The sequence below is a fragment of the Streptomyces sp. NPDC058664 genome, from assembly GCF_042716635.1.
Lineage (GTDB): Bacteria > Actinomycetota > Actinomycetes > Streptomycetales > Streptomycetaceae > Streptomyces.
Genome location: NZ_JBHXRW010000007.1, coordinates 27,293 through 50,251, shown reverse-complemented (window position 1 = coordinate 50,251; position 22,959 = coordinate 27,293). Strand labels below are relative to the sequence as shown.

General features: G+C 72.2%; 22 protein-coding genes and 1 riboswitch. Of the genes, 20 read left to right on the top strand and 2 right to left on the bottom strand.

Translation table 11 applies throughout. The features are described from left to right. Nucleotides 1-77 precede the first annotated feature (77 nt). The 18 genes from ACFWUY_RS08135 to ACFWUY_RS08050 all read left to right on the top strand — a co-directional run bounded on the left by ACFWUY_RS08135 (nucleotide 78) and on the right by ACFWUY_RS08050 (nucleotide 18,705). Nucleotides 78-1,859 carry a DUF5941 domain-containing protein gene (locus ACFWUY_RS08135; protein WP_384103994.1) on the top strand — a complete coding sequence of 594 codons (1,782 nt, stop codon included), beginning with the start codon at nucleotides 78-80 and terminating at the stop codon, nucleotides 1,857-1,859. Then, on the top strand, nucleotides 1,856-2,593 hold the full coding sequence (locus tag ACFWUY_RS08130; protein WP_384103481.1) for a sugar phosphate nucleotidyltransferase: 738 nt from the start codon (nucleotides 1,856-1,858) through the stop codon (nucleotides 2,591-2,593). Before ACFWUY_RS08135 ends, ACFWUY_RS08130 begins: the two co-directional genes overlap by 4 nt. Beyond that, nucleotides 2,581-3,642 (top strand): iron-containing alcohol dehydrogenase family protein, encoded by a 1,062-nt coding sequence (locus ACFWUY_RS08125; protein WP_384103479.1) that lies wholly within the window; start codon nucleotides 2,581-2,583, stop codon nucleotides 3,640-3,642. Before ACFWUY_RS08130 ends, ACFWUY_RS08125 begins: the two co-directional genes overlap by 13 nt. Beyond that, nucleotides 3,620-4,399 (top strand): CDP-alcohol phosphatidyltransferase family protein, encoded by a 780-nt coding sequence (locus ACFWUY_RS08120; RefSeq protein WP_384103476.1) that lies wholly within the window; start codon nucleotides 3,620-3,622, stop codon nucleotides 4,397-4,399. The genes ACFWUY_RS08125 and ACFWUY_RS08120 overlap by 23 nt, the downstream gene beginning before the upstream one ends. A 47-nt stretch (nucleotides 4,400-4,446) precedes the next feature. Continuing rightward, nucleotides 4,447-5,292, top strand: a complete 846-nt coding sequence (locus ACFWUY_RS08115; protein WP_384103991.1) for a glycosyltransferase family 2 protein — start codon at nucleotides 4,447-4,449, stop codon at nucleotides 5,290-5,292. Between the two features lie 48 nt (nucleotides 5,293-5,340). Then, nucleotides 5,341-6,270, top strand: a complete 930-nt coding sequence (locus tag ACFWUY_RS08110; RefSeq protein ID WP_384103473.1) for an ABC transporter permease — start codon at nucleotides 5,341-5,343, stop codon at nucleotides 6,268-6,270. Next, nucleotides 6,263-7,048, top strand: a complete 786-nt coding sequence (locus tag ACFWUY_RS08105; RefSeq protein ID WP_384103470.1) for an ABC transporter ATP-binding protein — start codon at nucleotides 6,263-6,265, stop codon at nucleotides 7,046-7,048. Before ACFWUY_RS08110 ends, ACFWUY_RS08105 begins: the two co-directional genes overlap by 8 nt. A gap of 108 nt (nucleotides 7,049-7,156) precedes the next feature. Beyond that, the gene (locus ACFWUY_RS08100; protein WP_384103467.1) at nucleotides 7,157-7,804 is read left to right on the top strand and encodes a TetR/AcrR family transcriptional regulator; all 648 of its coding nucleotides are present in this window, start codon (nucleotides 7,157-7,159) and stop codon (nucleotides 7,802-7,804) included. A gap of 312 nt (nucleotides 7,805-8,116) precedes the next feature. Next, nucleotides 8,117-9,028 (top strand): squalene synthase HpnC, encoded by a 912-nt coding sequence (gene hpnC / locus ACFWUY_RS08095; protein ID WP_384103465.1) that lies wholly within the window; start codon nucleotides 8,117-8,119, stop codon nucleotides 9,026-9,028. After that, nucleotides 9,025-9,975 carry a presqualene diphosphate synthase HpnD gene (hpnD, locus tag ACFWUY_RS08090; RefSeq protein WP_384103462.1) on the top strand — a complete coding sequence of 317 codons (951 nt, stop codon included), beginning with the start codon at nucleotides 9,025-9,027 and terminating at the stop codon, nucleotides 9,973-9,975. The genes hpnC and hpnD overlap by 4 nt, the downstream gene beginning before the upstream one ends. 82 nt (nucleotides 9,976-10,057) lie before the next feature. Then, nucleotides 10,058-11,458: a hydroxysqualene dehydroxylase HpnE gene (gene hpnE, locus ACFWUY_RS08085; RefSeq protein ID WP_384103459.1), complete on the top strand. Its 1,401-nt coding sequence runs from the start codon at nucleotides 10,058-10,060 to the stop codon at nucleotides 11,456-11,458. After that, on the top strand, nucleotides 11,455-12,555 hold the full coding sequence (locus ACFWUY_RS08080) for a polyprenyl synthetase family protein (protein ID WP_384103456.1): 1,101 nt from the start codon (nucleotides 11,455-11,457) through the stop codon (nucleotides 12,553-12,555). The genes hpnE and ACFWUY_RS08080 overlap by 4 nt, the downstream gene beginning before the upstream one ends. A 107-nt stretch (nucleotides 12,556-12,662) precedes the next feature. Next, nucleotides 12,663-14,648: a squalene--hopene cyclase gene (gene shc / locus ACFWUY_RS08075; protein ID WP_384103452.1), complete on the top strand. Its 1,986-nt coding sequence runs from the start codon at nucleotides 12,663-12,665 to the stop codon at nucleotides 14,646-14,648. After that, on the top strand, nucleotides 14,648-15,322 hold the full coding sequence (locus ACFWUY_RS08070; RefSeq protein WP_384103447.1) for a 1-hydroxy-2-methyl-2-butenyl 4-diphosphate reductase: 675 nt from the start codon (nucleotides 14,648-14,650) through the stop codon (nucleotides 15,320-15,322). Before shc ends, ACFWUY_RS08070 begins: the two co-directional genes overlap by 1 nt. 7 nt (nucleotides 15,323-15,329) lie before the next feature. After that, nucleotides 15,330-16,352, top strand: a complete 1,023-nt coding sequence (gene hpnH / locus ACFWUY_RS08065; RefSeq protein ID WP_384103444.1) for an adenosyl-hopene transferase HpnH — start codon at nucleotides 15,330-15,332, stop codon at nucleotides 16,350-16,352. 27 nt (nucleotides 16,353-16,379) lie between these two features. Then, the gene (locus ACFWUY_RS08060) at nucleotides 16,380-17,765 is read left to right on the top strand and encodes an aspartate aminotransferase family protein (protein WP_384103441.1); all 1,386 of its coding nucleotides are present in this window, start codon (nucleotides 16,380-16,382) and stop codon (nucleotides 17,763-17,765) included. 74 nt (nucleotides 17,766-17,839) lie between these two features. Continuing rightward, nucleotides 17,840-18,505 (top strand): helix-turn-helix domain-containing protein, encoded by a 666-nt coding sequence (locus tag ACFWUY_RS08055; RefSeq protein WP_384103437.1) that lies wholly within the window; start codon nucleotides 17,840-17,842, stop codon nucleotides 18,503-18,505. A 44-nt stretch (nucleotides 18,506-18,549) separates the two neighbouring features. Then, nucleotides 18,550-18,705, top strand: coding sequence for a DUF6126 family protein (locus ACFWUY_RS08050; protein ID WP_384103434.1), 156 nt, complete (start codon nucleotides 18,550-18,552; stop codon nucleotides 18,703-18,705). A 24-nt stretch (nucleotides 18,706-18,729) separates the two neighbouring features. Here ACFWUY_RS08050 and ACFWUY_RS08045 read toward each other — a convergent pair whose 3' ends face one another. Then, nucleotides 18,730-19,551 (bottom strand): tyrosine-protein phosphatase, encoded by an 822-nt coding sequence (locus ACFWUY_RS08045; RefSeq protein ID WP_384103431.1) that lies wholly within the window; start codon nucleotides 19,549-19,551, stop codon nucleotides 18,730-18,732. 394 nt (nucleotides 19,552-19,945) lie between these two features. Then, a riboswitch (cyclic di-AMP (ydaO/yuaA leader) is annotated at nucleotides 19,946-20,100 on the top strand. Nucleotides 20,101-20,104: 4 nt separating this feature from the next. Here ACFWUY_RS08045 and ACFWUY_RS08040 point away from each other — a divergent pair. Beyond that, nucleotides 20,105-21,139: a peptidoglycan DD-metalloendopeptidase family protein gene (locus ACFWUY_RS08040; RefSeq protein WP_384103427.1), complete on the top strand. Its 1,035-nt coding sequence runs from the start codon at nucleotides 20,105-20,107 to the stop codon at nucleotides 21,137-21,139. Nucleotides 21,140-21,301: 162 nt separating this feature from the next. Next, nucleotides 21,302-22,096, top strand: a complete 795-nt coding sequence (locus tag ACFWUY_RS08035; protein ID WP_384103424.1) for an SGNH/GDSL hydrolase family protein — start codon at nucleotides 21,302-21,304, stop codon at nucleotides 22,094-22,096. Here ACFWUY_RS08035 and ACFWUY_RS08030 read toward each other — a convergent pair. Beyond that, entirely contained in the window at nucleotides 22,083-22,958 is an 876-nt protein-coding gene (locus ACFWUY_RS08030; protein WP_384103989.1) for an STM4011 family radical SAM protein, read from the bottom strand. The genes ACFWUY_RS08035 and ACFWUY_RS08030 overlap by 14 nt on opposite strands. Between the last annotated feature and the right edge of the window lies 1 nt (nucleotide 22,959).

The window sequence follows — 22,959 nt, the reverse complement described above, 5'->3', positions numbered from 1 at the left end:
TGCCGGGCCGCACCGCCGCGCCCGGGGCCGCCAAGGGCCCCGCCGGCCCCTCCGTCAGCTCCAAGGAGTGAGTTCGTCTGTCGACCGCCATCCTCACCGGCCCGCCGGCACCCGGATCCTCGCTCGACGGAGATCTGCGGTCGCTCGGCTTCGACGTCAAGGCAGCCTCGGACGCCGACGAGGCCGGAGCGCTGCTGGCCGCCGTCCCGGCGGGCGAGCGCGTCGCGCTCGTCGACCCCCGGTTCGTCGGCCACCTGCACGCGCTGCGCCTCGCGCTCACCGACCCCCGGTTCCCGGTCGCGGCCGCCCCCGGCGCCCTCACCGCACAGCACGAGGCCCGCCCCGCGCTCACCCGCGCGCTCGAGGCCGCCCCCGCCACCGACGACCTCACCGGCGCGCTCGCCGACGCCCTCGACGCCGACGGCGTCCCGGTGCACCGGCCCCAGCTCGGCACCCTCGTCGCCACCGTGCCCGCCGACCCGGAGGCCCGCCACGAGGCGCGCGCCGCCGTCGACGCGGTCGACGACGAGGCCGTACGTCTCCGCTCGGCGGTCAAGGCCCACGACGGCTTCTTCACCACCTTCTTCATCAGCCCGTACTCGCGCTACATCGCCCGCTGGTGCGCGCGCCGCGGACTGACCCCCAACCAGGTCACCACCGCCTCGCTGCTCACCGCCCTGATCGCGGCCGGCTGCGCGGCGACCGGCGAGCGCGGCGGCTACGTCGCCGCCGGCGTCCTCCTGCTCGTCTCCTTCGTCCTGGACTGCACCGACGGGCAGCTCGCCCGCTACGCGCTGAAGTACTCGACGATGGGCGCCTGGCTCGACGCCACCTTCGACCGCGCCAAGGAGTACGCCTTCTACGCGGGCCTCGCCCTCGGCGCCGCCAGGAACGGCGACGACGTCTGGGCCCTGGCGCTCGGCGCGATGGTCCTCATGACCTGCCGGCACGTCGTGGACTTCTCGTTCAACGAGGCCAACCACGACGCCACCGCCAACACCAGCCCCACCGCGGCCCTCTCCGACCGGCTCGACAGCCTCGGCTGGACCGTCTGGGCCCGCCGCATGATCATCCTGCCGATCGGCGAGCGCTGGGCGATGATCGCCGTCCTCACCGCCGTCACCACTCACCGGATCGTCTTCTGGGCGCTGATCATCGGCTGCGCCTTCGGCGCCTGCTACACCACGGCGGGCCGCGTCCTGCGCTCCCTGACCCGCAAGGCGAAGCGCACCGACCGGGCGGCCCAGGCCCTCGCGGACCTCGCGGACTCGGGTCCGCTGGCCGGCGTCGTCGCCCGTGCCCTCGCCCGGACCCGCCTGCTCGGCCCCGGGGTCGTCCTCGCGGCGATCGCGACCGGCGCACTGCTCACCACCGTCCTCGCCCGCCCCTTCGGGGACCGGCAGACCGTCGTCATCGCGGTCCTGTACGTGGTGCTCGCCGGCGCGGCCGTCGCCCGCCCCCTCAAGGGCGCCCTCGACTGGCTCGTACCCCCGCTCTTCCGCGCCGCCGAGTACACCACCGTCCTCGTGCTCGCCGCCCGCTCCGACTCCCCGCAGGCGCTCCCCGCGGCGTTCGGGCTGGTCGCGGCGGTCGCCTACCATCACTACGACACGGTGTACCGCATCCGCGGCGGCACCGGCGCGCCGCCCGCGTGGCTGGTGCGCGTCACCGGCGGACACGAGGGGCGCACGCTCCTGGTGGCCGTCCTCGCCGCCCTGCTGGCGGACCGCGGCGACGACTTCACCCTGGCCCTGACCGCCCTGGCGGCGGCCGTCGCCCTCGTGGTGCTCGTGGAGTCCATCCGCTTCTGGGTCTCCGCCGGAGCACCCGCCGTTCACGACGAAGGAGAAACAGCATGATCGGTCTCGTACTGGCAGCCGGTGCCGGACGGCGTCTGCGCCCCTACACCGACACCCTTCCGAAGGCCCTCGTGCCCGTCGACGGTGAGACCACGATTCTCGACGGGACGCTGAAGAACTTCGCCGAGATCGGCCTCACCGAGGTCGCGATCGTCGTCGGCTACCGCAAGGAGGCCGTCTACGACCGCAAGGAGGCCCTGGAGGCGAAGTACGGCCTCGAGATCACCCTCGTCGACAACGACAAGGCCGAGGAGTGGAACAACGCCTACTCCCTGTGGTGCGCCCGTGAGGTCCTCAAGCGCGGTGTGATCCTCGCCAACGGCGACACCGTCCACCCGGTCTCCGTCGAGAAGACCCTGCTCGCCGCCCGCGGCGACGGCAAGAAGATCATCCTCGCCCTCGACGCGGTGAAGCACCTCGCCGACGAGGAGATGAAGGTCATCACCGCCGAGGGCAAGGGCGTCCAGCGCATCACCAAGCTCATGGACCCGGCCACCGCCACCGGCGAGTACATCGGTGTCACCCTCATCGAGGCCGAGGCCGCGGAGGAGCTCGCCGACGCCCTCAAGGCCACCTTCGAGCGCGACCCCGACCTGTACTACGAGGACGGCTACCAGGAGCTCGTCAACCGCGGCTTCACCGTCGACGTGGCCCCCATCGGCGACGTCAAGTGGGTCGAGATCGACAACCACGACGACCTCGCGAAGGGCCGTGAGATCGCGTGCCAGTACTGACTCGGCTGATCCCCTCGCCGGTCGTCGTCGACATCCGCCGGGGAGCGCTGGACGACCTGTCCGCGCTCCTGGCGGACCAGCGGATCTCCAGCAACGGCAAGATCGCCGTCGCCATCAGCGGCGGCTCGGGCCTCAAGCTGCGTGACCAGTTCGCCGCCGAGCTGCCGGGTGCTGACTGGTACCCGGTCTCGGGCGGCACCATCGACGAGGCCGTGAAGCTCGCCGACGCCATGCGCGGCAAGCGGTACGACGCCGTGGTCGCCCTCGGCGGCGGCAAGATCATCGACGTGACCAAGTACGCGGCGGCCCGGGTCGGGCTGCCGCTGGTGGCCATCGCCACCAACCTGTCGCACGACGGGATCTGCTCCCCGATCTCGACCCTGGACAACGACAACGGGCGCGGCTCCTACGGGGTGCCCACCCCGATCGCCCTCGTCATCGACCTGGACGTGATCAGGGAGGCGCCGGTCCGCTTCGTCCGCTCCGGCATCGGCGACGCCATCTCCAACCTCTCCGCCATCGCGGACTGGGAGCTCTCCCACGAGGTGACGGGGGAGCCCGTCGACGGCCTCGCGGCCGCCATGGCCCGCAGCGCCGGCGAGGCCGTGCTCCGGCACCCCGGCGGAGTGGGCGACGACGACTTCCTCGTCTCCCTCTCCGAGGGCCTGGTGATGTCCGGCATCGCCATGTCGATCAGCGGGGACAGCCGTCCCTCCTCGGGCGCCTGCCACGAGATCAGCCACGCCTTCGACCTGCTCTTCCCGACCCGCGCCGCCAGCCACGGCGAGCAGTGCGGACTCGGAGCGGCCTTCGCCATGCACCTGCGCGGCGCCCACGAGGGCTCCGCGCAGATGGTCGAGACCCTGCGCCGGCACGGGCTGCCCGTCCTCCCCGAGGAGATGGGCTTCACCGTGGACGAGTTCGTGCGGGCGGTGTCCTTCGCCCCGCAGACCCGGCCGGGCCGCTTCACCATCCTCGAACACCTCGACCTGTCCGACGACGAGATCAGGGACGCGTACGCCGACTATGCAAAAGCCATCGGTAGCTGAGCTCCGACCGGTCGTCCACCCGCCGGGTGTGAAGGACCGGCGGAGCGGCGAGCACTGGGGTGGCCGCCTGTACATGCGGGAGATCTCGCTCAGGATCACCCGGCAGCTCGTCGGCACCAGGATCACGCCGAACCAGCTCACGTACGTCATGACCCTCGCGGGCGTCCTCGCGGCCCCGGCCCTGCTGGTGCCGGGGATTCCGGGGGCGCTGCTCGGCGCGCTCATGGTCCAGCTCTACCTGCTGCTCGACTGCGTCGACGGCGAGGTGGCCCGCTGGAAGAAGCAGTTCTCGCTGGCCGGGGTGTACCTGGACCGGGTCGGCGCCTACCTGTGCGACGCGGCCGTGCTCGTCGGCTTCGGCCTGCGCGCCGCCGACCTGTGGGGCACGGGCCGGATCGACTGGCTGTGGGCCTTTCTCGGCACGCTCGCCGCGCTCGGCGCCATCCTGATCAAGGCCGAGACCGACCTCGTCGGTGTCGCCCGTCACCAGGGCGGTCTGCCGCCGGTCAAGGAGGCGGCGTCCGAGCCGCGCTCCTCCGGCATGGCCCTCGCCCGCAGGGCCGCCGCGGCGCTCAAGTTCCACCGGCTCGTCCTCGGCATCGAGGCCTCGCTCCTGATCGTGGTCCTCGCGATCGCGGACCAGGCCCGCGGCGACCTGTTCTTCACTCGGCTCGGTGTCGCCGTCCTCGCCGGCATCGCGCTGCTCCAGACCGTGCTGCACCTGGTCTCGATCATGGTCTCCAGCAGGCTGAAGTGAGGCAGTCCGCGGGCGCGCCGCTCAGGGTGGGAGCCGTCGTCATCACGATGGGTGACCGCCCCGACGACCTGCGCGCGCTGATCGACTCGGTCGCCGGGCAGGACGGCGACCGGGTCGAGGTCGTCGTCGTCGGACAGGGCACCCCGGTCACCGGGGTGCCCGACTGGGTGCGGACCGTCGACCTGCCGGAGAACGTCGGCATCCCCGCCGGCCGGAACGTCGGCATCGAGGCCTTCGGCCCCGGCGGCACCGACGTCGACGTCCTGCTGTTCCTCGACGACGACGGGCGGCTCGCCCACCCGGACACCGTCGAACTGGTCCGGCAGGCCTTCACCGCCGATCCGCGCCTCGGCATCATCAGCTTCCGGATCGCCGACCCCGAGACCGGGGCCACCCAGCGCCGGCACGTGCCGCGGCTGCGCTCGGCCGACCCGCTGCGCTCCTCGCGGGTGACCACCTTCCTCGGCGGCGCCAACGCGGTCCGCACCAAGGTCTTCGCCGAAGTCGGCGGTCTGCCGGGCGAGTTCTTCTACGCGCACGAGGAGACCGACCTCGCCTGGCGCGCGCTCGACGCCGACTGGATGATCGACTACCGTTCCGACATGGTGCTGTTGCACCCCACCACAGCCCCGTCCCGGCACGCCTCGTACCACTTCAACGTGGCCCGCAACCGAGTGTGGCTGGCACGTCGCAATCTGCCCGCGCCCCTGGTGCCGGTCTATCTCGGCGTCTGGCTCCTGCTCACGCTGGCCCGGCGGCCCTCGCTCTCCGCGCTGAAGGCGTGGTGCGGCGGTTTCCGCCAGGGCTGGAGGACCCCCTGCGGACCGCGCCGCCCCATGAGGTGGCGTACGGTGTGGCGGCTGACCCGGCTGGGTCGCCCCCCGGTCGTCTGACATCGTGGTACCGACGTGCCGCGCATCTTGAACACGAAAGTTTCGACTGTGAGTGACACACACCAGGGCGGGGCGGTCGCGACGAGCGCGCCCCCGTCCGTCGACGAGGGCCTGGCCCCGGCCGCGCTGGCCGCGAAGTACGGCCTCTCGGTCAGCGGCGCCCGGCCCGGACTGTTCGAGTACGTCCGTGAGCTGTGGAGCCGCCGCCACTTCATCCTGGCCTTCTCCTCCGCCAAGCTGACCGCCCAGTACAGCCAGGCCAAGCTGGGCCAGGTGTGGCAGGTGGCGACCCCGCTGCTCAACGCCCTGGTCTACTACCTGATCTTCGGACTGATCCTGGGCGCGGGGCAGGGGATGTCCAAGGAGGTCTACATCCCCTTCCTGGTCACCGGCATCTTCGTGTTCACCTTCACCCAGAGCTCGGTCATGGCCGGCGTCCGGGCGATCTCGGGGAACCTCGGCCTGGTCCGGGCCCTGCACTTCCCGCGGGCCAGCCTGCCGATCTCCTTCTCCCTCCAGCAGCTCCAGCAGCTGCTGTACTCGATGATCGTCCTCGTGGCGATCGTCGTCTCCTTCGGCAGCTACCCCGCGCTCCGCTGGCTGCTCGTGGTCCCGGCGCTGTTCCTGCACTTCGTGTTCAACGTGGGCCTCGCCATGATCGTGGCGAGGATGGGCTCCAAGACGCCCGACCTCGCCCAGCTGATGCCGTTCATCATGCGGACCTGGATGTACGCCTCCGGCGTGATGTTCTCGATCCCGGTGATGCTCGCCGACAAGCCGGCCTGGATCGCCGACATCCTCATGTACAACCCGGCGGCGGTCTACATGGACCTGATCCGCTTCGCGCTCATCGACGGCTACAGCGCGAGCAACCTGCCGGACCACGTCTGGCTGACCGCCCTCGCCTGGGCGCTCGTCGTCGGCATCGGCGGATTCGTCTACTTCTGGAAGGCCGAGGAGAGGTACGGCCGTGGCTGACACCAACGAGGGCAACGTCCCCACCGTCATCTGCGACGACGTCCACATCGTCTACCGGGTCAACACCGGCGGCGGGGGCAAGGGCAGCGCCACGGCGGCGCTCAGCCGGATCGTCGGCCGCGGCAAGGCCGAGGTCTCCCGGGGCGTCCGCAAGGTCCACGCCGTCCGCGGCGTCACCTTCACCGCCTACCGGGGCGAGGCCATCGGCCTCATCGGCTCCAACGGCTCCGGCAAGTCGACGCTGCTGCGCGCCGTCGCCGGTCTGCTGCCCACCGAGAGCGGCAAGGTCTACACCGACGGGCAGCCCTCGCTCCTGGGCGTCAACGCGGCCCTCATGAACGACCTCACCGGTGAGCGCAACGTGATCCTGGGCGGCCTCGCCATGGGCATGAGCCGCGAGGAGATCCGCGAGCGGTACGAGGGGATCGTCGACTTCTCCGGCATCAACGAGAAGGGCGACTTCATCAGCCTGCCCATGCGCACGTACTCCTCCGGCATGGGCGCCCGGCTCCGCTTCGCCATCGCGGCGGCCAAGAACCACGACGTCCTCCTCATCGACGAGGCGCTGGCGACCGGTGACCGCAAGTTCCAGATCCGCTCGGAGGAGCGCATCCGCGAGCTCCGCAAGGAGGCCGGCACGGTCTTCCTGGTGAGCCACAGCAACAAGTCCATCCGGGACACCTGCGACCGGGTGCTCTGGCTGGAGAAGGGGCAGCTCCTGATGGACGGCCCCACGGACGAGGTCCTCAAGGCCTACGAGCGCGAGACCGCCCGCTGACCTCGCGCCCCGCACCGCCCCCACTCACCGGTGGGGGCGGTTCCGTTTTTCGTGCCTCCTCCCGCCACCTGGAATGTTCATGCGGTCAACATCGGGCAGGATGAGCCCATGGCAGCGATCTCGGGGGGAAAGACCTACCACCACGGCGATCTGCGCAACGCGCTGATCTGCGCGGCCGTCGACCTCGCCACCGAGGGTGGCCCCGAACGGGTCGTCCTGCGCGAGGCGGCCCGCCGGGTCGGCGTCTCGCCCACCGCCGCCTACCGGCACTTCGACGGACGCGGCGAACTCCTCCGCACCGTCAAGGCCCACGCCCGCCGGGAGCTCGCCGACTCCATGGAGCGGGCCGCGGCCCGCGAGCCCGGCGCCGACGACCCCGCCCTCGCGGCCGAACGCCGGGTCGCCGCCCTCTGCCGGGGGTACGTCGGCTTCGCCGTCGAGCAGCCCGGCCTCTACCGGGCCGCGTTCTGCGTCCCCCGCCCGGCCGAGGCGGACGGACCGGCCTCGGAACGGCGGCCCGCCGAGCCCGAGGTCCGCGCGTACACCCTGCTCAGGGAGGCGCTCGAAGCGCTCGCCCGGTGCGGCGCCGCCCGGCCCGGCGCGCGCCCCGCCACCGGTGCAGCAGCGTGGTCGGCCGTGCACGGACTGTCACTCCTCCTGGTCGACGGGCCTCTTCGCCGCCTCTCCGCGCAAGGCAGGAACGTCGCCGTCGAGGCGACCCTCGCCATGGTGGTCTCCGGCGCGCGCGCCGCCTGAACCACGAGCGGTGGCGAACTCCCTTGCGACTGGGGCGGGTTGACGACCCGTACGGGTGAGCTTCCCGGGTGCCGCCACCCCGGAATGGCGACGGCCGTCGTACAACGTAAGCTGGACCGGTCTGTTTCGCGGCAAGTAGGGCGATACTCCACGACCATCGGGCCCCGGGCGGCGGCTCCACGGGCAGGGGTCGGCGGCGTGTCCGAAATAGGATGGATTGGATCGGCAGTGTAGAACGGGAGACGTGACGGCCATGACGCAGAATCTCCAGCTCCACGAGGGTGTCGCCGTCCCTCCGTCGGGCAGTGACCTGTGACGGACACCCGGCAGGCGCGCACCGACGCCTCCTCGCGCGCCACACTCGGCAAGGCCGCGGACGAGAACTTCCCCGTGGCCCCCTTCTTCCTGCCCCGGGCCTGGCGCGACGACCTGATGGCCGTCTACGGCTTCGCCCGCCTCGTCGACGACATCGGCGACGGCGACCTCGCCCCCGGCGGCGCCGACGCCATCCACCTCGGCCTCGACCCCGAGATCGCCGGGGACCGGCTCGCCTTCCTCGACGCCTTCGAGGCCGACCTCCGCCGCGTCTTCGACGGCAGCCCGCGCCACCCCCTTCTTCGCGACCTCCAGCCGACCGTCCGACGGTGCGGGCTCACCCCCGAGCCCTTCCTCGGCCTCATCGCCGCGAACCGCCAGGACCAGCAGGTCGGCCGCTACGAGACGTACGACGACCTCCTCGCGTACTGCGAACTCTCCGCCAACCCCGTCGGCCGGCTCGTCCTCGCGATCACCGGCACCGACACCCCCGAGCGGATCAGGCGCTCCGACGAGATCTGCACCGCCCTCCAGATCGTCGAGCACCTCCAGGACGTCGCCGAGGACCTCGGCCGCGACCGGATCTACCTGCCCGCCGAGGACCTCGAGCGGTTCCGCGTCACCGAGGCCGACCTCGCGCACCCCACCGCGGGAGCCTCCGTGCGCGCCCTGATCGCCTTCGAGGCCGAGCGGGCCCGTGAACTGCTCCACGCGGGCATGCCCCTCGTCGGCAGCGTCCGCGGACGGCTCCGCCTCCTCCTCGCGGGCTTCACCGCCGGGGGACTCGCGGCGCTCGACGCGATCACCGACGCCGGATACGACGTACTGTCCGGCGCACCGAAGTCCACCAAGCCGAGCCTGATGCGCCAGGCGGGAGCGGTACTGCTCCGGGCGCGGAGAGAGGGGTGAGCGCGACCGTGGAGGCACAGCCCCAGCCGTCCGCACCGGTACAGGCCGCCTACAGCTACTGCGAGGCGGTCACCGGACAGCAGGCACGCAACTTCGCCTACGGGATCCGGCTGCTGCCGACCGAGAAGCGCCAGGCCATGTCCGCGCTCTACGCCTTCTCCCGGCGCGTCGACGACATCGGCGACGGCACGCTCGCACCCGAGGTGAAGCGGGAACGCCTGGAGGCCACCCGCGACCTGCTCGACCGGGTCCGCGCCGGCGAGGTCGACGAGGACGACACCGACCCGGTGGCCGTCGCCCTCGCCGACTCGGCCCGCCGCTTCCCGATCCCGCTCGACGGCCTCGACGAACTCATCGACGGCGTCCTCATGGACGTGCACGGCGCGGCCTTCGAGACCTGGGACGACCTCAAGGTCTACTGCCGCTGTGTCGCCGGGGCGATCGGCCGGCTCTCCCTCGGCGTCTTCGGCACCCAGCCCGGCGCCCGGGGCGCCGACCGCGCCCCCGAGTACGCCGACACCCTGGGCCTCGCGCTCCAACTCACCAACATCCTCAGGGACGTACGCGAGGACGCGGGCAACGGACGGACCTACCTGCCCGCCGACGACCTCGCCAAGTTCGGCTGCGGCGACGGCTTCCGCGGCGACACCCCGCCCGCCGGCGCCGACTTCGAGGGCCTCGTCCACTTCGAAGTGCGGCGCGCCCGCGCCCTGTTCGCCGAGGGCTACCGGCTCCTTCCCATGCTCGACCGGCGCAGCGGCGCCTGCGTCGCCGCCATGGCCGGCATCTACCGCCGCCTCCTCGACCGGATCGAGCGCGACCCCGGGGCCGTGCTGCGCGGCCGCGTCTCGCTGCCCGGCCGCGAGAAGGCGTACGTCGCCGTGCGCGGCCTCTCCGGCCTCGACACCCGCCACATCGCCCGCCGCGCCGTCAGGGGGGGTGCCTGATGCGCCCGTACGCCGCCGCCCACCGGGCAACCCCGGCCACCCTCCCGGCGTCCCTGCCCGTGACGACCCGGACGGAGACCGTGTGACCCACGACGGAACCGAGCAGCGCACCCGGCAGCCCCACGCCGTCGTCGTCGGCGGCGGGCTCGCCGGGATCACCGCCGCGCTCCAGCTCGCCGGCGCCGGAGTCGGCGTCACCCTCCTCGAAGGCCGGCCCCGGCTCGGCGGCCTCGTCTTCTCCTTCCGCCGGGGCGACCTCACCGTCGACAACGGCCAGCACGTCTACCTGCGCTGCTGCACCGCGTACCGCTGGTTCCTCGACCGGATCGACGCCGCCCGGCTCGCCCCCCTCCAGGACCGCCTCGACGTCCCCGTCCTCGACGTCGCGCACCCGCGCGGACCCCGGCTCGGCCGGATCCGCCGTGACAACCTCCCCGTGCCGCTGCACCTCGCGCGCAGCCTCGCCGGCTACCCGCACCTCTCCCTCGCCGAGCGCGCCTCCGTCGGCCGGGCCGCGCTCGCCCTGAGGAAGCTCGACCCCGCCGACCCCGCGCTCGACGGCATCGACTTCGGCACCTGGCTCGGCCGGCACGGACAGTCCCCGCGGACCGTCGAGGCCCTCTGGGACCTGGTCGGCATCCCCACCCTCAACGCCCCCGCCCCGCAGGCCTCCATGGGACTGGCCGCGATGGTCTTCAAGACCGGTCTCCTCTCCGAACCCGGCGCCGCCGACATCGGCTGGGCCCACGTCCCGCTCGGCGAACTCCACGACACCCGCGCCGCGAAGGAGCTCGACGCACTCGGCGTCCGCACCCTCCTCCGCACCAAGGCCGAGCGGATCTCCCGTACGGACGAAGGACGCTGGGCCGTCGACGTACCCGGCGAGACGGTCACGGCGGACGCCGTCGTCCTCGCCGTACCGCAGCGGGAGACCCACGGCCTGCTGCCCGAGGGCGCCCTCGACGACCCCGACCGGCTCCTCGACATCGGAGGCGCCCCCATCCTCAACCTGCACGTCGTCTACGACCGCAAGGTGCTGAGGCGGCCCTTCTTCACCACGCTCGGCTCCCCGGTGCAGTGGGTCTTCGACCGCACCGACTCCTCGGGGCTCACCGGCGGCGGCCAGTACCTCGCCGTCTCCCAGTCCGCCGCCCAGGACGAGATCGACGAACCCGTCGCCGCCCTGCGCGAGAAGTACCTCCCCGAACTGGAGCGGCTGCTGCCCGCCGCCCGGGGCGCCGGGATCCGCGACTTCTTCGTCACCAGGGAGCGGACGGCCACGTTCGCCCCCACCCCGGGCGTCGGCCGGCTCCGGCCCGGCGCCCGCACCCGGGCCCCGGGGCTCTACCTGGCCGGTGCCTGGACCGCCACCGGCTGGCCCGCGACCATGGAGGGCGCCGTCCGCAGCGGATTCAGCGCGGCGGGCGCCGCGCTCTCCGCCCTCGGCCGCCGCCATGACCATCCGCTGCAGGAGGCGGTATGAGTGTGAGTACCGGAACAAGAGGAGAGACCGTGCCGACTGCGCCGCCGGGTAATCCGGCCGTCGACACCGCGGACGTGTCCGCACTGCTGGAGCGGGGGCGGACCCTGTCCACCCCCGTACTGCGGGCGGCCGTCGACCGCCTCGCGCCGCCCATGGACACCGTGGCCGCCTACCACTTCGGCTGGATCGACGCCTCGGGCAATCCCACCGAGGGGGACAGCGGCAAGGCCGTCCGGCCCGCGCTCGCCCTGCTGTCCGCCGAGGCGGCGGGCGTCGCTCCCGAGGTCGGCGTCCCCGGCGCCGTCGCCGTGGAGCTCGTCCACAACTTCTCGCTGCTGCACGACGACCTGATGGACGGGGACGAGCAGCGCCGCCACCGCGACACCGTGTGGAAGGTGCACGGACCCGCGCAGGCCATCCTCGTCGGCGACGCCCTGTTCGCCCTCGCCAACGAGCTGCTCCTGGAACTCGGCACCGTCGAGGCGGGCCGGGCCACCCGCCGGCTCACCACGGCCTCCCGCAAGCTCATCGACGGGCAGGCCCAGGACATCTCGTACGAGCACCGCGAGCGGGTCACCGTCGAGGAGTGCCTGGAGATGGAGGGCAACAAGACGGGCGCCCTGCTCGCCTGCGCCGTCTCCATCGGCGCCGTCCTCGGCGGAGCCGACGACCGCACCGCCGACAAGCTGGAGGAGTACGGCTACCACCTGGGACTCGCCTTCCAGGCGGTGGACGACCTGCTCGGCATCTGGGGCGACCCGGAGGCCACCGGCAAGCAGACCTGGAGCGACCTGCGGCAGCGGAAGAAGTCCCTGCCGGTCGTCGCCGCCCTCGCCGCCGGCGGCGAGGCCTCCGAGCGGCTCGGCGAACTGCTGGCCGCGGACGCCAAGTCCCACGACTTCGCCAGCTTCTCCGAGGAGGAGTTCGCCATCCGGGCCGCCCTCATCGAGGAGGCCGGGGGACGCGAGTGGACCTCCCAGGAGGCCCGCCGTCAGCACGCCGTCGCGATCGAGGCCCTGCACGAGGTGGACATGCCCGCCCGCGTACGGGCGCAGCTCACCGCGCTGGCCGACTTCGTGGTCGTACGGAAGAGATGATCGCCATCACCCTGATATGAGTTCGCGGTCGCCGGCCGGTGCCATCCGGCGCCGGCCGACGGCAGACCCGCAGCAGCAGAAGAAACCGACTGCACAAAGGGGAAGCCATGACAGCGACGACCGACGGAAGCGCCGGGGCCGTGGGCCCCCTGGCAGCCGCGGCCAGCACGACGCACGACACCGACGCCCCCGCGTCGGACCTCGACAAGGCCGCCGCCCGGGCCGCGGAGCGGGCCGTCGAGCACCTCCTCGCCCGGCAGGACCCCGAGGGCTGGTGGAAGGGCGACCTGGAGACCAACGTCACCATGGACGCCGAGGACCTCCTCCTCCGCCAGTTCCTGGGCATCCTCGACGCCGACACCCTCCGCGCCGCCGCCCTCCACATCCGCCGCGAACAGCGCGAGGACGGCGCCTGGGCCACCTTCTACGGCGGACCCGGCGAGGTCTCCGCCACCGTCGAGGCCTATGTGGCCCTCCGCCTCGCCGGAGACCCGCCCGAGGCCCCGCACATGGCCCGCGCCGCCGCCTGGGTCCGCGCCGGGGGAGGCATCGCCGCCGCCCGGGTCTTCACCCGGATCTGGCTCGCCCTCTTCGGCTGGTGGCGCTGGGAGGACCTGCCCGAGCTGCCCCCGGAGCTGCTCTTCCTGCCCAAGTGGTTCCCGCTCAACATCTACGACTTCGGCTGCTGGGCCCGGCAGACGATCGTGCCGCTCACCGTCGTCTCCGCGAAGCGCCCGGTCCGCCCCGCGCCCTTCCCGCTCGACGAGCTGCACACCGACCCGGCCCTGCCGAACCCGCCCCGGCCCCTGGCCCCGGCGACCGGCTGGGACGGGATCTTCCAGCGGCTCGACAAGGCGCTGCACGTCTACCACCGGGTGGCGCCGCGCACCCTGCGCAGGACCGCCATGAACCTCGCCGCGCGCTGGATCGTCGAGCGCCAGGAGAACGACGGCTGCTGGGGCGGCATCCAGCCCCCGGCCGTGTACTCGGTCATCGCCCTCCACCTCCTCGGCTACGACCTCCAGCACCCCGTCATGCGCGCCGGTCTGGAGTCGCTCGACCGGTTCGCCGTGTGGCGCGAGGACGGCTCGCGGATGGTCGAGGCCTGCCAGTCGCCGGTCTGGGACACCTGCCTCGCCACGATCGCGCTCGCCGACGCGGGGCTCCCGCCGGACCACCCGGCCCTGGTGAAGGCCGTCGACTGGATGCTCGACGAGGAGATCACCAAGGCCGGGGACTGGGCGGTGCGGCGGCCCGGACTGCCGCCGGGCGGCTGGGCGTTCGAGTTCCACAACGACAACTACCCCGACATCGACGACACCGCCGAGGTGGTGCTCGCCCTGCGCAGGGTCAGCCACCCCGAGCCCGCGCGGGTGGAGGCGGCCGTCGCCCGGGGCGCCCGCTGGACGTTCGGCATGCAGTCGCGGGGCGGGGGCTGGGGCGCCTTCGACGCCGACAACACCAGTGTCTTCCCCAACAAGCTGCCGTTCTGCGACTTCGGCGAGGTGATCGACCCGCCCTCCGCCGACGTCACCGCCCACGTCGTGGAGATGCTGGCGTACGAGGGCCTCGCCCAGGACCCGCGTACCCGCAGGGGCGTCGAGTGGCTGCTCGCCCACCAGGAGCCGAACGGCGCCTGGTTCGGCCGCTGGGGCGTCAACCACGTGTACGGCACAGGCTCGGTGCTCCCCGCGCTCACCGCCGCCGGGCTTCCCGTCTCCCATCCCGCGATCCGCCGGGCCGTCGACTGGCTCGGCAGCACGCAGAACGAGGACGGCGGCTGGGGCGAGGACCTCCGCTCCTACACGGACCCGACGTGGATCGGCCGCGGCGCCTCCACCGCCTCCCAGACCGCGTGGGCGCTGATCGCCCTCCTCTCCGCGGGCGAGCGCGACTCGGAGCCGGTACGGCGGGGCGTGGCCTGGCTCGCCGCGACCCAGCGCGAGGACGGCTCCTGGGACGAGCCGTACTTCACCGGCACCGGCTTCCCCTGGGACTTCTCCATCAACTACCACCTCTACCGCCAGGTCTTCCCCCTCACGGCGCTCGGACGCTACGTGTACGGGGAGCCCGCGCCCGGCAGGAAGCGCTGATGGGGCGCGAGCCGGGTCCCGGCGCCCCGCCGCCGCTGCTCGTCGCCTGCGCGCTCGGCATCGAGCAGCTCGCCCTGCGCAGCGGGGACCGCGCCGGCGCCCCCGGTCCCGTGACCGTGCTCCGTACGGGCATGGGACCGGACCGGGCCCGCCGGGCGGTCTCCCGGGCACTCGGCGAGGAGCGGTGGCGGGACGCCGCCGTCATCGCCTCGGGCTTCTGCGCGGGGCTCGCCCCCGGCATGCACCCGGGGGACCTGGTCGTCGCCGACGAGACCCGGGGTCCCGACGGCACGACCCCCTGCACCGGGACCGAGCTCCTGGTGAAGGCCCTGGTCAGGGCGGTTCCTGGGCGGGCCGTGCACACCGGGCCGCTGACCGGCTCCGACCACGTGGTGCGCGGCCCCGAGCGGGGCGCCCTGCGGGCCACCGGGGCGATCGCCGTCGACATGGAGTCCGCCGCGACGCTCCGGACGGCCCGGGGAGCCTTCGCGGGCGTCGGCGTGGGGCCGGACGCCCGCCCGGTTGCGGCCGTCCGAGTGGTCGTGGACGCTCCAGAACATGAACTGGTGCGGATCGCCACGGTACGCGGGGGAATATCGGCCTTCCGCGTTCTTCGTGCCGTCCTTCCCGCTTTCTTCGAATGGCACCGTTCTTTTCTGCTCCCCAGGAGGTGAGCGAGTTATGGCCATGCCGCTGCGTCAGTCCATCAGGGTCGGGACCTACCTCTTCGAACAGAAGCTCCGCAAGCGGGACAAGTTCCCGCTGATCGTCGAGCTCGAACCGCTCTTCGCCTGCAACCTCAAGTGCGAGGGCTGCGGAAAGATCCAGCACCCGGCGGGTGTCCTCAAGCAGCGCATGCCGGTCGCCCAGGCGGTCGGCGCGGTCCTGGAGTCCGGCGCTCCCATGGTGTCCATCGCCGGCGGCGAGCCACTGATGCACCCTCAGATCGACGAGATCGTCCGTCAGTTGGTCGCCAAGAGGAAGTACGTCTTCCTCTGCACCAATGCCATGCTGCTCCGCAAGAAGCTGGAGAACTTCACCCCCTCCCCGTACTTCGCCTTCGCCGTGCACATCGACGGCCTGCGGGAGCGGCACGACGAGTCCGTCGCCAAGGAAGGCGTGTTCGACGAGGCGGTGGCCGCCATCAAGGAGGCCAAGCGGCGCGGTTTCCGCGTCACCACCAATTCGACCTTCTTCAACACCGACACCCCGCAGACGATCATCGAGGTCCTCAATTACCTCAACGACGACCTCCAGGTCGACGAGATGATGATCTCGCCCGCCTACGCGTACGAGAAGGCCCCCGACCAGGAGCACTTCCTCGGCGTCGAGCAGACCCGCGAACTCTTCAAGAAGGCCTTCGCCGGCGGGAACAGACGCCGCTGGCGGCTCAACCACTCGCCGCTCTTCCTGGACTTCCTGGAAGGAAAGGCGGATTTCCCGTGCACCGCCTGGGCCATTCCGAACTACTCGCTCTTCGGCTGGCAGCGCCCCTGCTATCTGATGAGCGACGGATACGTCCCCACGTACCGCGAACTCATCGAGGACACCGACTGGGACAAGTACGGCCGCGGCAAGGACCCGCGCTGCGCCAACTGCATGGCGCACTGCGGGTACGAGCCCACCGCCGTCCTCGCCACCATGGGCTCCCTCAAGGAGTCCCTGCGCGCGATCAGGGAGACCGTCTCCGGGAACAACGGGTGAGTGCCTCATGGAACGGGTGACTGCCTCATGAAGGGTGAGTTCGACGTGCGGGCGCTGCTCGCCGAGCGCGGCGGCGAGCGGTACGAGCTGCACGCCAGGTACCTCAACCACCAGCTGCCGCGCATGCTCCACACCATCGGCTTCGACAAGGTGTACGAGCGGGCCGAGGGCGCCCACTTCTGGGACGCCGACGGCGTCGACCACCTCGACATGCTCGCCGGCTTCGGCGTGATGGGCCTCGGACGGCACCACCCCGTCGTCCGCAAGGCCCTCCACGACGTCCTGGACGCCCAGCTCGCCGACCTCACCCGCTTCGACTGCCAGCCACTGCCCGGACTCCTCGCCGAGCGGCTCCTCACCCACAGCCCGCACCTCGACCGGGTCTTCTTCGGCAACAGCGGCACGGAGGCCGTGGAGACCGCCCTGAAGTTCGCCCGGTACGCCACCGGGCGGCCCAGGGTCCTCTACTGCTCCCACGCCTTCCACGGCCTGACCACCGGATCCCTCTCCGTCAACGGGGAGAAGGGCTTCCGGGACGGCTTCGCCCCGCTCCTGCCCGACACGGCGATCGGGCTCGGCGACCTCGACGCCCTGGAGCGGGAGCTGCTCCGGGGCGACGTGGCCGCCTTCGTCGTCGAACCCATCCAGGGCAAGGGCGTCCACGAGGCCCCGCCGGGCTTCCTGCGCGCCGCCCAGGAGCTGCTGCACCGGCACGGCGCCCTGCTGATCGCGGACGAGGTGCAGACCGGCCTCGGCAGGACCGGCGACTTCTACGCGTACCAGCACGAGGAGGGTGTCGAACCGGACCTGGTCTGCGTCGCCAAGGCGCTCTCCGGCGGCTATGTGCCGGTCGGCGCCACCCTCGGCAAGGACTGGATCTTCAAGAAGGTCTACTCGTCGATGGACCGGGTGCTCGTCCACTCGGCGAGCTTCGGATCGAACGCCCAGGCCATGACCGCCGGACTCGCCGTCCTCTCGGTCATGGAGAACGAGGGGACGGTCGCGCACGCCCGCCGCATCGGCGACCTGCTCTCCGGCCGCCTGAAGGAGCTCGTGCCCCGGTACGAACTCCTTCACGAGATCCGCGGGCGCGGGCTGATGATCGGGATCGAGTTCGGCCGGCCCTCCTCGCTCGGCCTCCGCGGGCGCTGGACGATGCTCCAGGCGGCCCGCAAGGGCCTCTTCGCCCAGATGGTCGTGGTCCCGCTGCTCCAGCGGCACCGGATCCTCACCCAGGTCTCCGGCGACCATCTGGAGGTGATCAAGCTGATCCCGCCGCTGGTCATCGACGAGGCGGACGTGGACCGGTTCGTCACCGCCTTCACGGCGGTCATGGACGAGGCCCACGGGGGCGGCGGGCTGATGTGGGACTTCGGGAGGACACTGGTCAAGCAGGCGGTCGCGCAGCGCTGACGCCCACACCCTCCGACTTTTGCCTCTGAGGCAAGAAACTTGCCTCAGAGGCACGAAGCTGGCGGAATGGACGCATGGACCACGTCCCCGGGGAGACCTTCCCGGACCCTGCCTCGCCGGCTCCCGCCGACCCCGGCCCCGCCTCCCCGTCTCCGGGTGCCCTGCCGGACGTCGCCCCGCAGCTGCGGGCCCTGCGCCGCCGCCGGGGGCTCACCCTGGAGACCGCCGCCCAGCGGGCCGGCCTCTCGCCGGCCCACCTCTCGCGCCTGGAGACCGGGAACAGACAACCCTCGCTGCCGATGCTGCTCGCCCTCGCCCGTATCTACGGTACGACGGTCTCCGAGCTCCTCGGCGAGGCGCCGCCCGAGCGTGACCCCGTCGTCCGGGCCGGCCGCTCCGAACCGGTCGAGGCCGACGGATGGATCTACCGCCAGGCGGGCGGCGCCGGGCGCGCCCTGCAGTGCCTGCGGGTCCACGTGCCGTACGCCACCCGGGCCGACATCGTGCGCGTCCACCCCGGGGAGGAGTGGATCCACGTCCTGGAGGGCCGGGTGCGGCTCGCGCTCGGCGAGGCCGTCCATGTCCTCGACCCCGGGGACAGCGCGCACCTCGACTCGCTCACCCCGCACCGGATCGGCGCCGCCACCCCCGGCGGGGCGGAGCTGCTGTTCGTCCACACCCTGATGCAGAGTCCCGCGGCCGAGCTGTGCCTCGGTGACGGGACCCCGCACCGGCGCTGATCCCCGCGGCTCTTCATCCCTCCGAAAGGACCGATATGCCCGACATGTCAAGGAAGTCGCGACCGGTGACCGGCGAGGAGCGCGGGGAGGGCAAGTTCCCCAAGGGGCTGGTCCTCCGCCTGTTCGCCTACCTGATCGCCGGCCACCTCTTCGCCGGTTTCCTCTACCTGCTCTTCATGCTCGGCGGGCAGAACCAGTAGGGGAGTTCCGGGCCGGGCCGTCGGCTACGCCTCGGTGAGCAGCCGCTCCCGCAGGCGCTCCCGGGTCTCCGCGGTCAGCTTCAGGCCGTCCGCGAGGTAGCCGTCCACCGAGCCCCAGGTCGCCTCGATCGTCTCGAAGGCGTCCCGCAGGTACTCCACCCGCGCGTCGAACAGCGGGCTCAGCAGCTCCATCACCTCGGGCGACATGGCGTCCGGAGCGGTGGAGCCGCGGCGCACCTTGTAGCGGCGGTGCGGCTCGTTCGACAGCACGTAGTCGGCCTCGATCGCCGCGCGCTCGACCCCGACGGCGAGCAGGGTGATCGCGATGGAGAGCCCGGCGCGGTCCTTGCCGGCCGCGCAGTGCATCAGGGCGGGCAGGCTGTCCTCGGCCAGGGAGTGCAGGATCCGGCTGTGCTCCGCGGTCCGCTCGATCACCATCTTCCGGTACGAGTCGGACATGCGGGCGGCGGCCTTGCCGTCGCCGAGGATCTCCCGCAGCTGCTCGATGTCGCCGTCGCGGACCAGCTTCCAGAACTCCTTGCCGTCCGCCGGATCGTTGAGGGGTATGTTCACGTTCCGCACGCCGGGCAGCTCGACGTCCGGACCCTCGACCTTCCGGTCGGCCAGGTTCCGGAAGTCGAAGACGGTGTGCAGCCCCAGCGAGTCGAGGAAGGCGACGTCCGTCCCGGTCGCGTGGGCGAGGTGACCGCTGCGGAAGAGGCGGCCGGGGCGCACGGCGCGCCCGTCCGTCGTCGGCAGGCCGCCCACGTCCCGGAAGTTGCGGACCTCGACCAGCTCGGGTTCGTTCAGTTCGGTGGGCGGGACCTGCGGCAGCTGCTGCGTCACGGATGCTCCTGGTGGTCGACGTTCGGGGTGCCCGACGCGGAATGGGTTCCAGGGGCAATCATCCAGGCGGGACGGTGGCGGCGCACCCCCCGGGAGCAGGAATGGGCGATCTGTCCGTATTGGGGCCTTGCGTATAACGCGCCCTGTTTACGGGTGAGATGGGATCCGGTGCGTGAGCAGGGTCATAGAAGTGACGGATCGTGGCCGACGGCCGGAAGCAATTGCCGTACGCAAAAGGGAAATCGAAGGTCCGTCATCCACGGAGGGTGACCGGAATTCCCGGCGGAAGACAGAGCGGGGAAAGCCGGTGGAAATCAGCGGCTTGTCCGTGCCGACCCCCTCGTCTAGCGTCACCGTCAATCCGGTCGGACCGCCGAATCCTGCCACCGTCCGGAATTCCCACTCACCCATGCGTGGCAGGAGCGGGGGACCCAGGAAGTACGCCGGTCCCGCGACGCAGGACGGCTCGGGGTGAAGCCGCGTGAGAGCGCGGCCGGACATCTCCAGTCCGAACCCGACAGCTCACCTCGCAGGCGCCGGAGAGGAATTCGCCATGCCCGCGAAGGGTAAGCACCGCCGTACCAAGTCCAGCCGCCTCACCCGCTCGATCGCCGCCGCCGGTACCGGAGGCGCCGTCGTCGCCCTCCCGCTCCTCGGAGCCACCGGCGCCCACGCCGCCACGCAGGCCGCCCCGGCCGCGGCCCCCGCCACCGTCGCCGCCGCCCAGGTGAAGGCCCCCGCCGCCGCCCCGGCCGCGCCCGCCGCGAAGGCCGCGCCGAAGACGTACTCCGTCGTGCGGGGTGACTACCTGTCGAAGATCGCCTCCGAGCACGACCTCGCGGGCGGCTGGCAGAAGCTGTACGCCGACAACCGCCAGGTCGTCGGCGAGGACCCCTCGCTCATCCTGCCGGGCATGAAGCTCACGCTCGGAGCCAAGAGCACCGCTGCGGCCGCCGCCCCGAAGAGCGCCGCCCCGAAGAGCGCCGCGCCCAAGGCCGCCGCCCCGAAGGCCCAGAAGAGCTCCGCCGGGTCCTCCGCGAAGAACGGTGACACCCCGCGCGCCTCCCGCGGCGGCGAGCGCCCCGCCGCCCCGGCCGCCGCCGCGCAGTCCACGGACTCCTCGTCCTCGTCCTCCTCCGCGCAGTCCACGGGCTCCTCCAGCTCCGGCGCCTCGACCTCCGCGTCCGGCTGGGTCGCACCGGTCGACGGCGGCGTCTCCACCCCGTACCGCGCCTCCGGCTCCATGTGGTCCTCCGGCTACCACACCGGTGCCGACTTCATCGCCTCCTCCGGCACCACCGTCCGCGCCGTCGGCGCCGGCACGGTCGTCTCGGCCGGCTGGAGCGGCGCCTACGGCAACGAGGTCGTCATCCAGCACGCCGACGGCAACTACTCCCAGTACGCCCACCTCTCCTCCCTCTCCGTCTCCTCCGGCCAGACGGTCGGCGGCGGTCAGCAGATCGGTCTCTCCGGCTCCACCGGCAACTCGACCGGCCCGCACCTCCACTTCGAGATCCGCACCTCGCCGAGCTACGGCTCCGACATCGACCCGCTGGGCTACCTGCGCCAGCACGGCGTCTCCATCTGACGCACGTCAACTCCCGCGCGGCCCGGCACTCCTGTGCCGGGCCGCGCGCGTTCCCCGCTCTATTCCGGCTTGGCAAATTCTTTATCGGTGGCATATGTCACCCGGCGTCAACCCCTCCTTACGGTCGCGTAGGTCACACCCGAAAGGGAAGGATGTGCTCCCGTGGCAGACGATTCGAGATCAAGAGACAAGAACGCATTCGGGTCGTACGCGGCGATCGGTGACAGCTTCACCGAGGGCGTCGGAGACCCCGGGCCCGACGGGACGTACGTCGGCTGGGCGGACCGCTTCGCGGTCCTGCTCGCCGACCAGCTGCCGGAGCACGACGCCTTCCGCTACGCCAACCTGGCCGTACGCGGGCGCCTCCTCGACCAGATCGTGGCGGAACAGGTCCCCCGGGCGAAGGAACTCGCCCCCGACCTGGTGACCTTCTGCGCCGGCGGCAACGACATCATCCGCCCCGGCTCGGACCCCGACGACGTGGCCGAGCGCTTCGAGCGCGCCGTCGCCGAACTGACCTCCGCCGTCGGCACCGTCATGGTGACCACCGGCTTCGACACCCGTGACGTGCCCGTGCTCAGGCACCTGCGCGGCAAGATCGCCACCTACACCGCCCACGTCCGGGCCATCGCGGACCGCTACGACTGCCCGGTCCTCGACCTGTGGTCCCTCAGGTCGGTGCAGGACCGGCGCGCCTGGGACGGCGACCGGCTGCACCTCTCGCCCGAGGGACACACCCGGGTCGCCCTGCGCGCCGCCCAGGTCCTCGGCCTGCCGGTACCCGCCGACCCCGACCAGGCGTGGCCGCCGGTACCCCCGCGCGGCACCCTCGAGGTGCGCCGCGACGACATCCAGTGGGCGAGGGAGTACCTGGTGCCCTGGATCGGGCGCCGGCTGCGCGGCGAGAGCTCCGGGGACCACGTCGAGGCCAAGCGCCCCGACCTCATGCCCCTCTGAGTCCGCCGGGTGTGGACGGGCCGCCGACGGGGATCCGCTCCAGGACCCCGCCGGCGAACACGTCGTACAGCGGCAGCGTCTCCAGATGGACGTAGCCGATGTGACAGTCGCAGACGGCGAGCGGGCAGGCCCTGGGACGCAGGGCGGCGCGGTACGAACCGTCGTACAGGTTCCCGAGTTCGGCCTTGACGAAGTGGCAGCGCCGTACCGTCCCCTCGCCGTCCACCGAGATCACCGACTCCCCGGTCCGGCAGGGCAGCCCCGCCGAGCGGTGCGGATGGCGGCTGTAGGGGAAGAGCGGGTCGATCCGCGTCCACTCCTCGGCCTCCGCGTCGGTGTACGTGTGCCCCTCGGCCGCGTTCACCCAGAGGTAGACGTGCGGCGGGAGCGCGGCCCGCAGCCGGCGGGCGTGCTCCGCGTGCTCCGGCAGACCGACCACGCCGACACTGAACCGGACGCCCCGCCCGGCCAGCTCCCCGCACTTGGCGAGGAAGCGCTCGGGCGGCGTCTGCCCGGGGTGGTACGTGCACCACAGCGCCACGCTCTCCGGGTCGGCCTCCGCCAGCCAGTCGGTCCGGCAGCTCAGATTGGTCTGGATCGCCACCCGCTCGACCTGCGGAAGCCGGGACAGCTCGACAAGCGCCCGCCGGTACCAGGAGCGCACCAGGCCCTCGCCCCACGGCGTGAAGAGGATCCGCAGCCGGTCGCCGGTCTGCCCGGCGGCCCACCCGGTGAACCGCTCGAGCGCGGCCCGGTCCGCCCGCAACTGCTCACGGCTGTCCCGGCGCTTGGCGAAGGGACAGTACGGGCAGTCGAAGTCGCAGGAGGAGAGCGGCCCCCGGTAGAGCAGCGTCAGATCCATG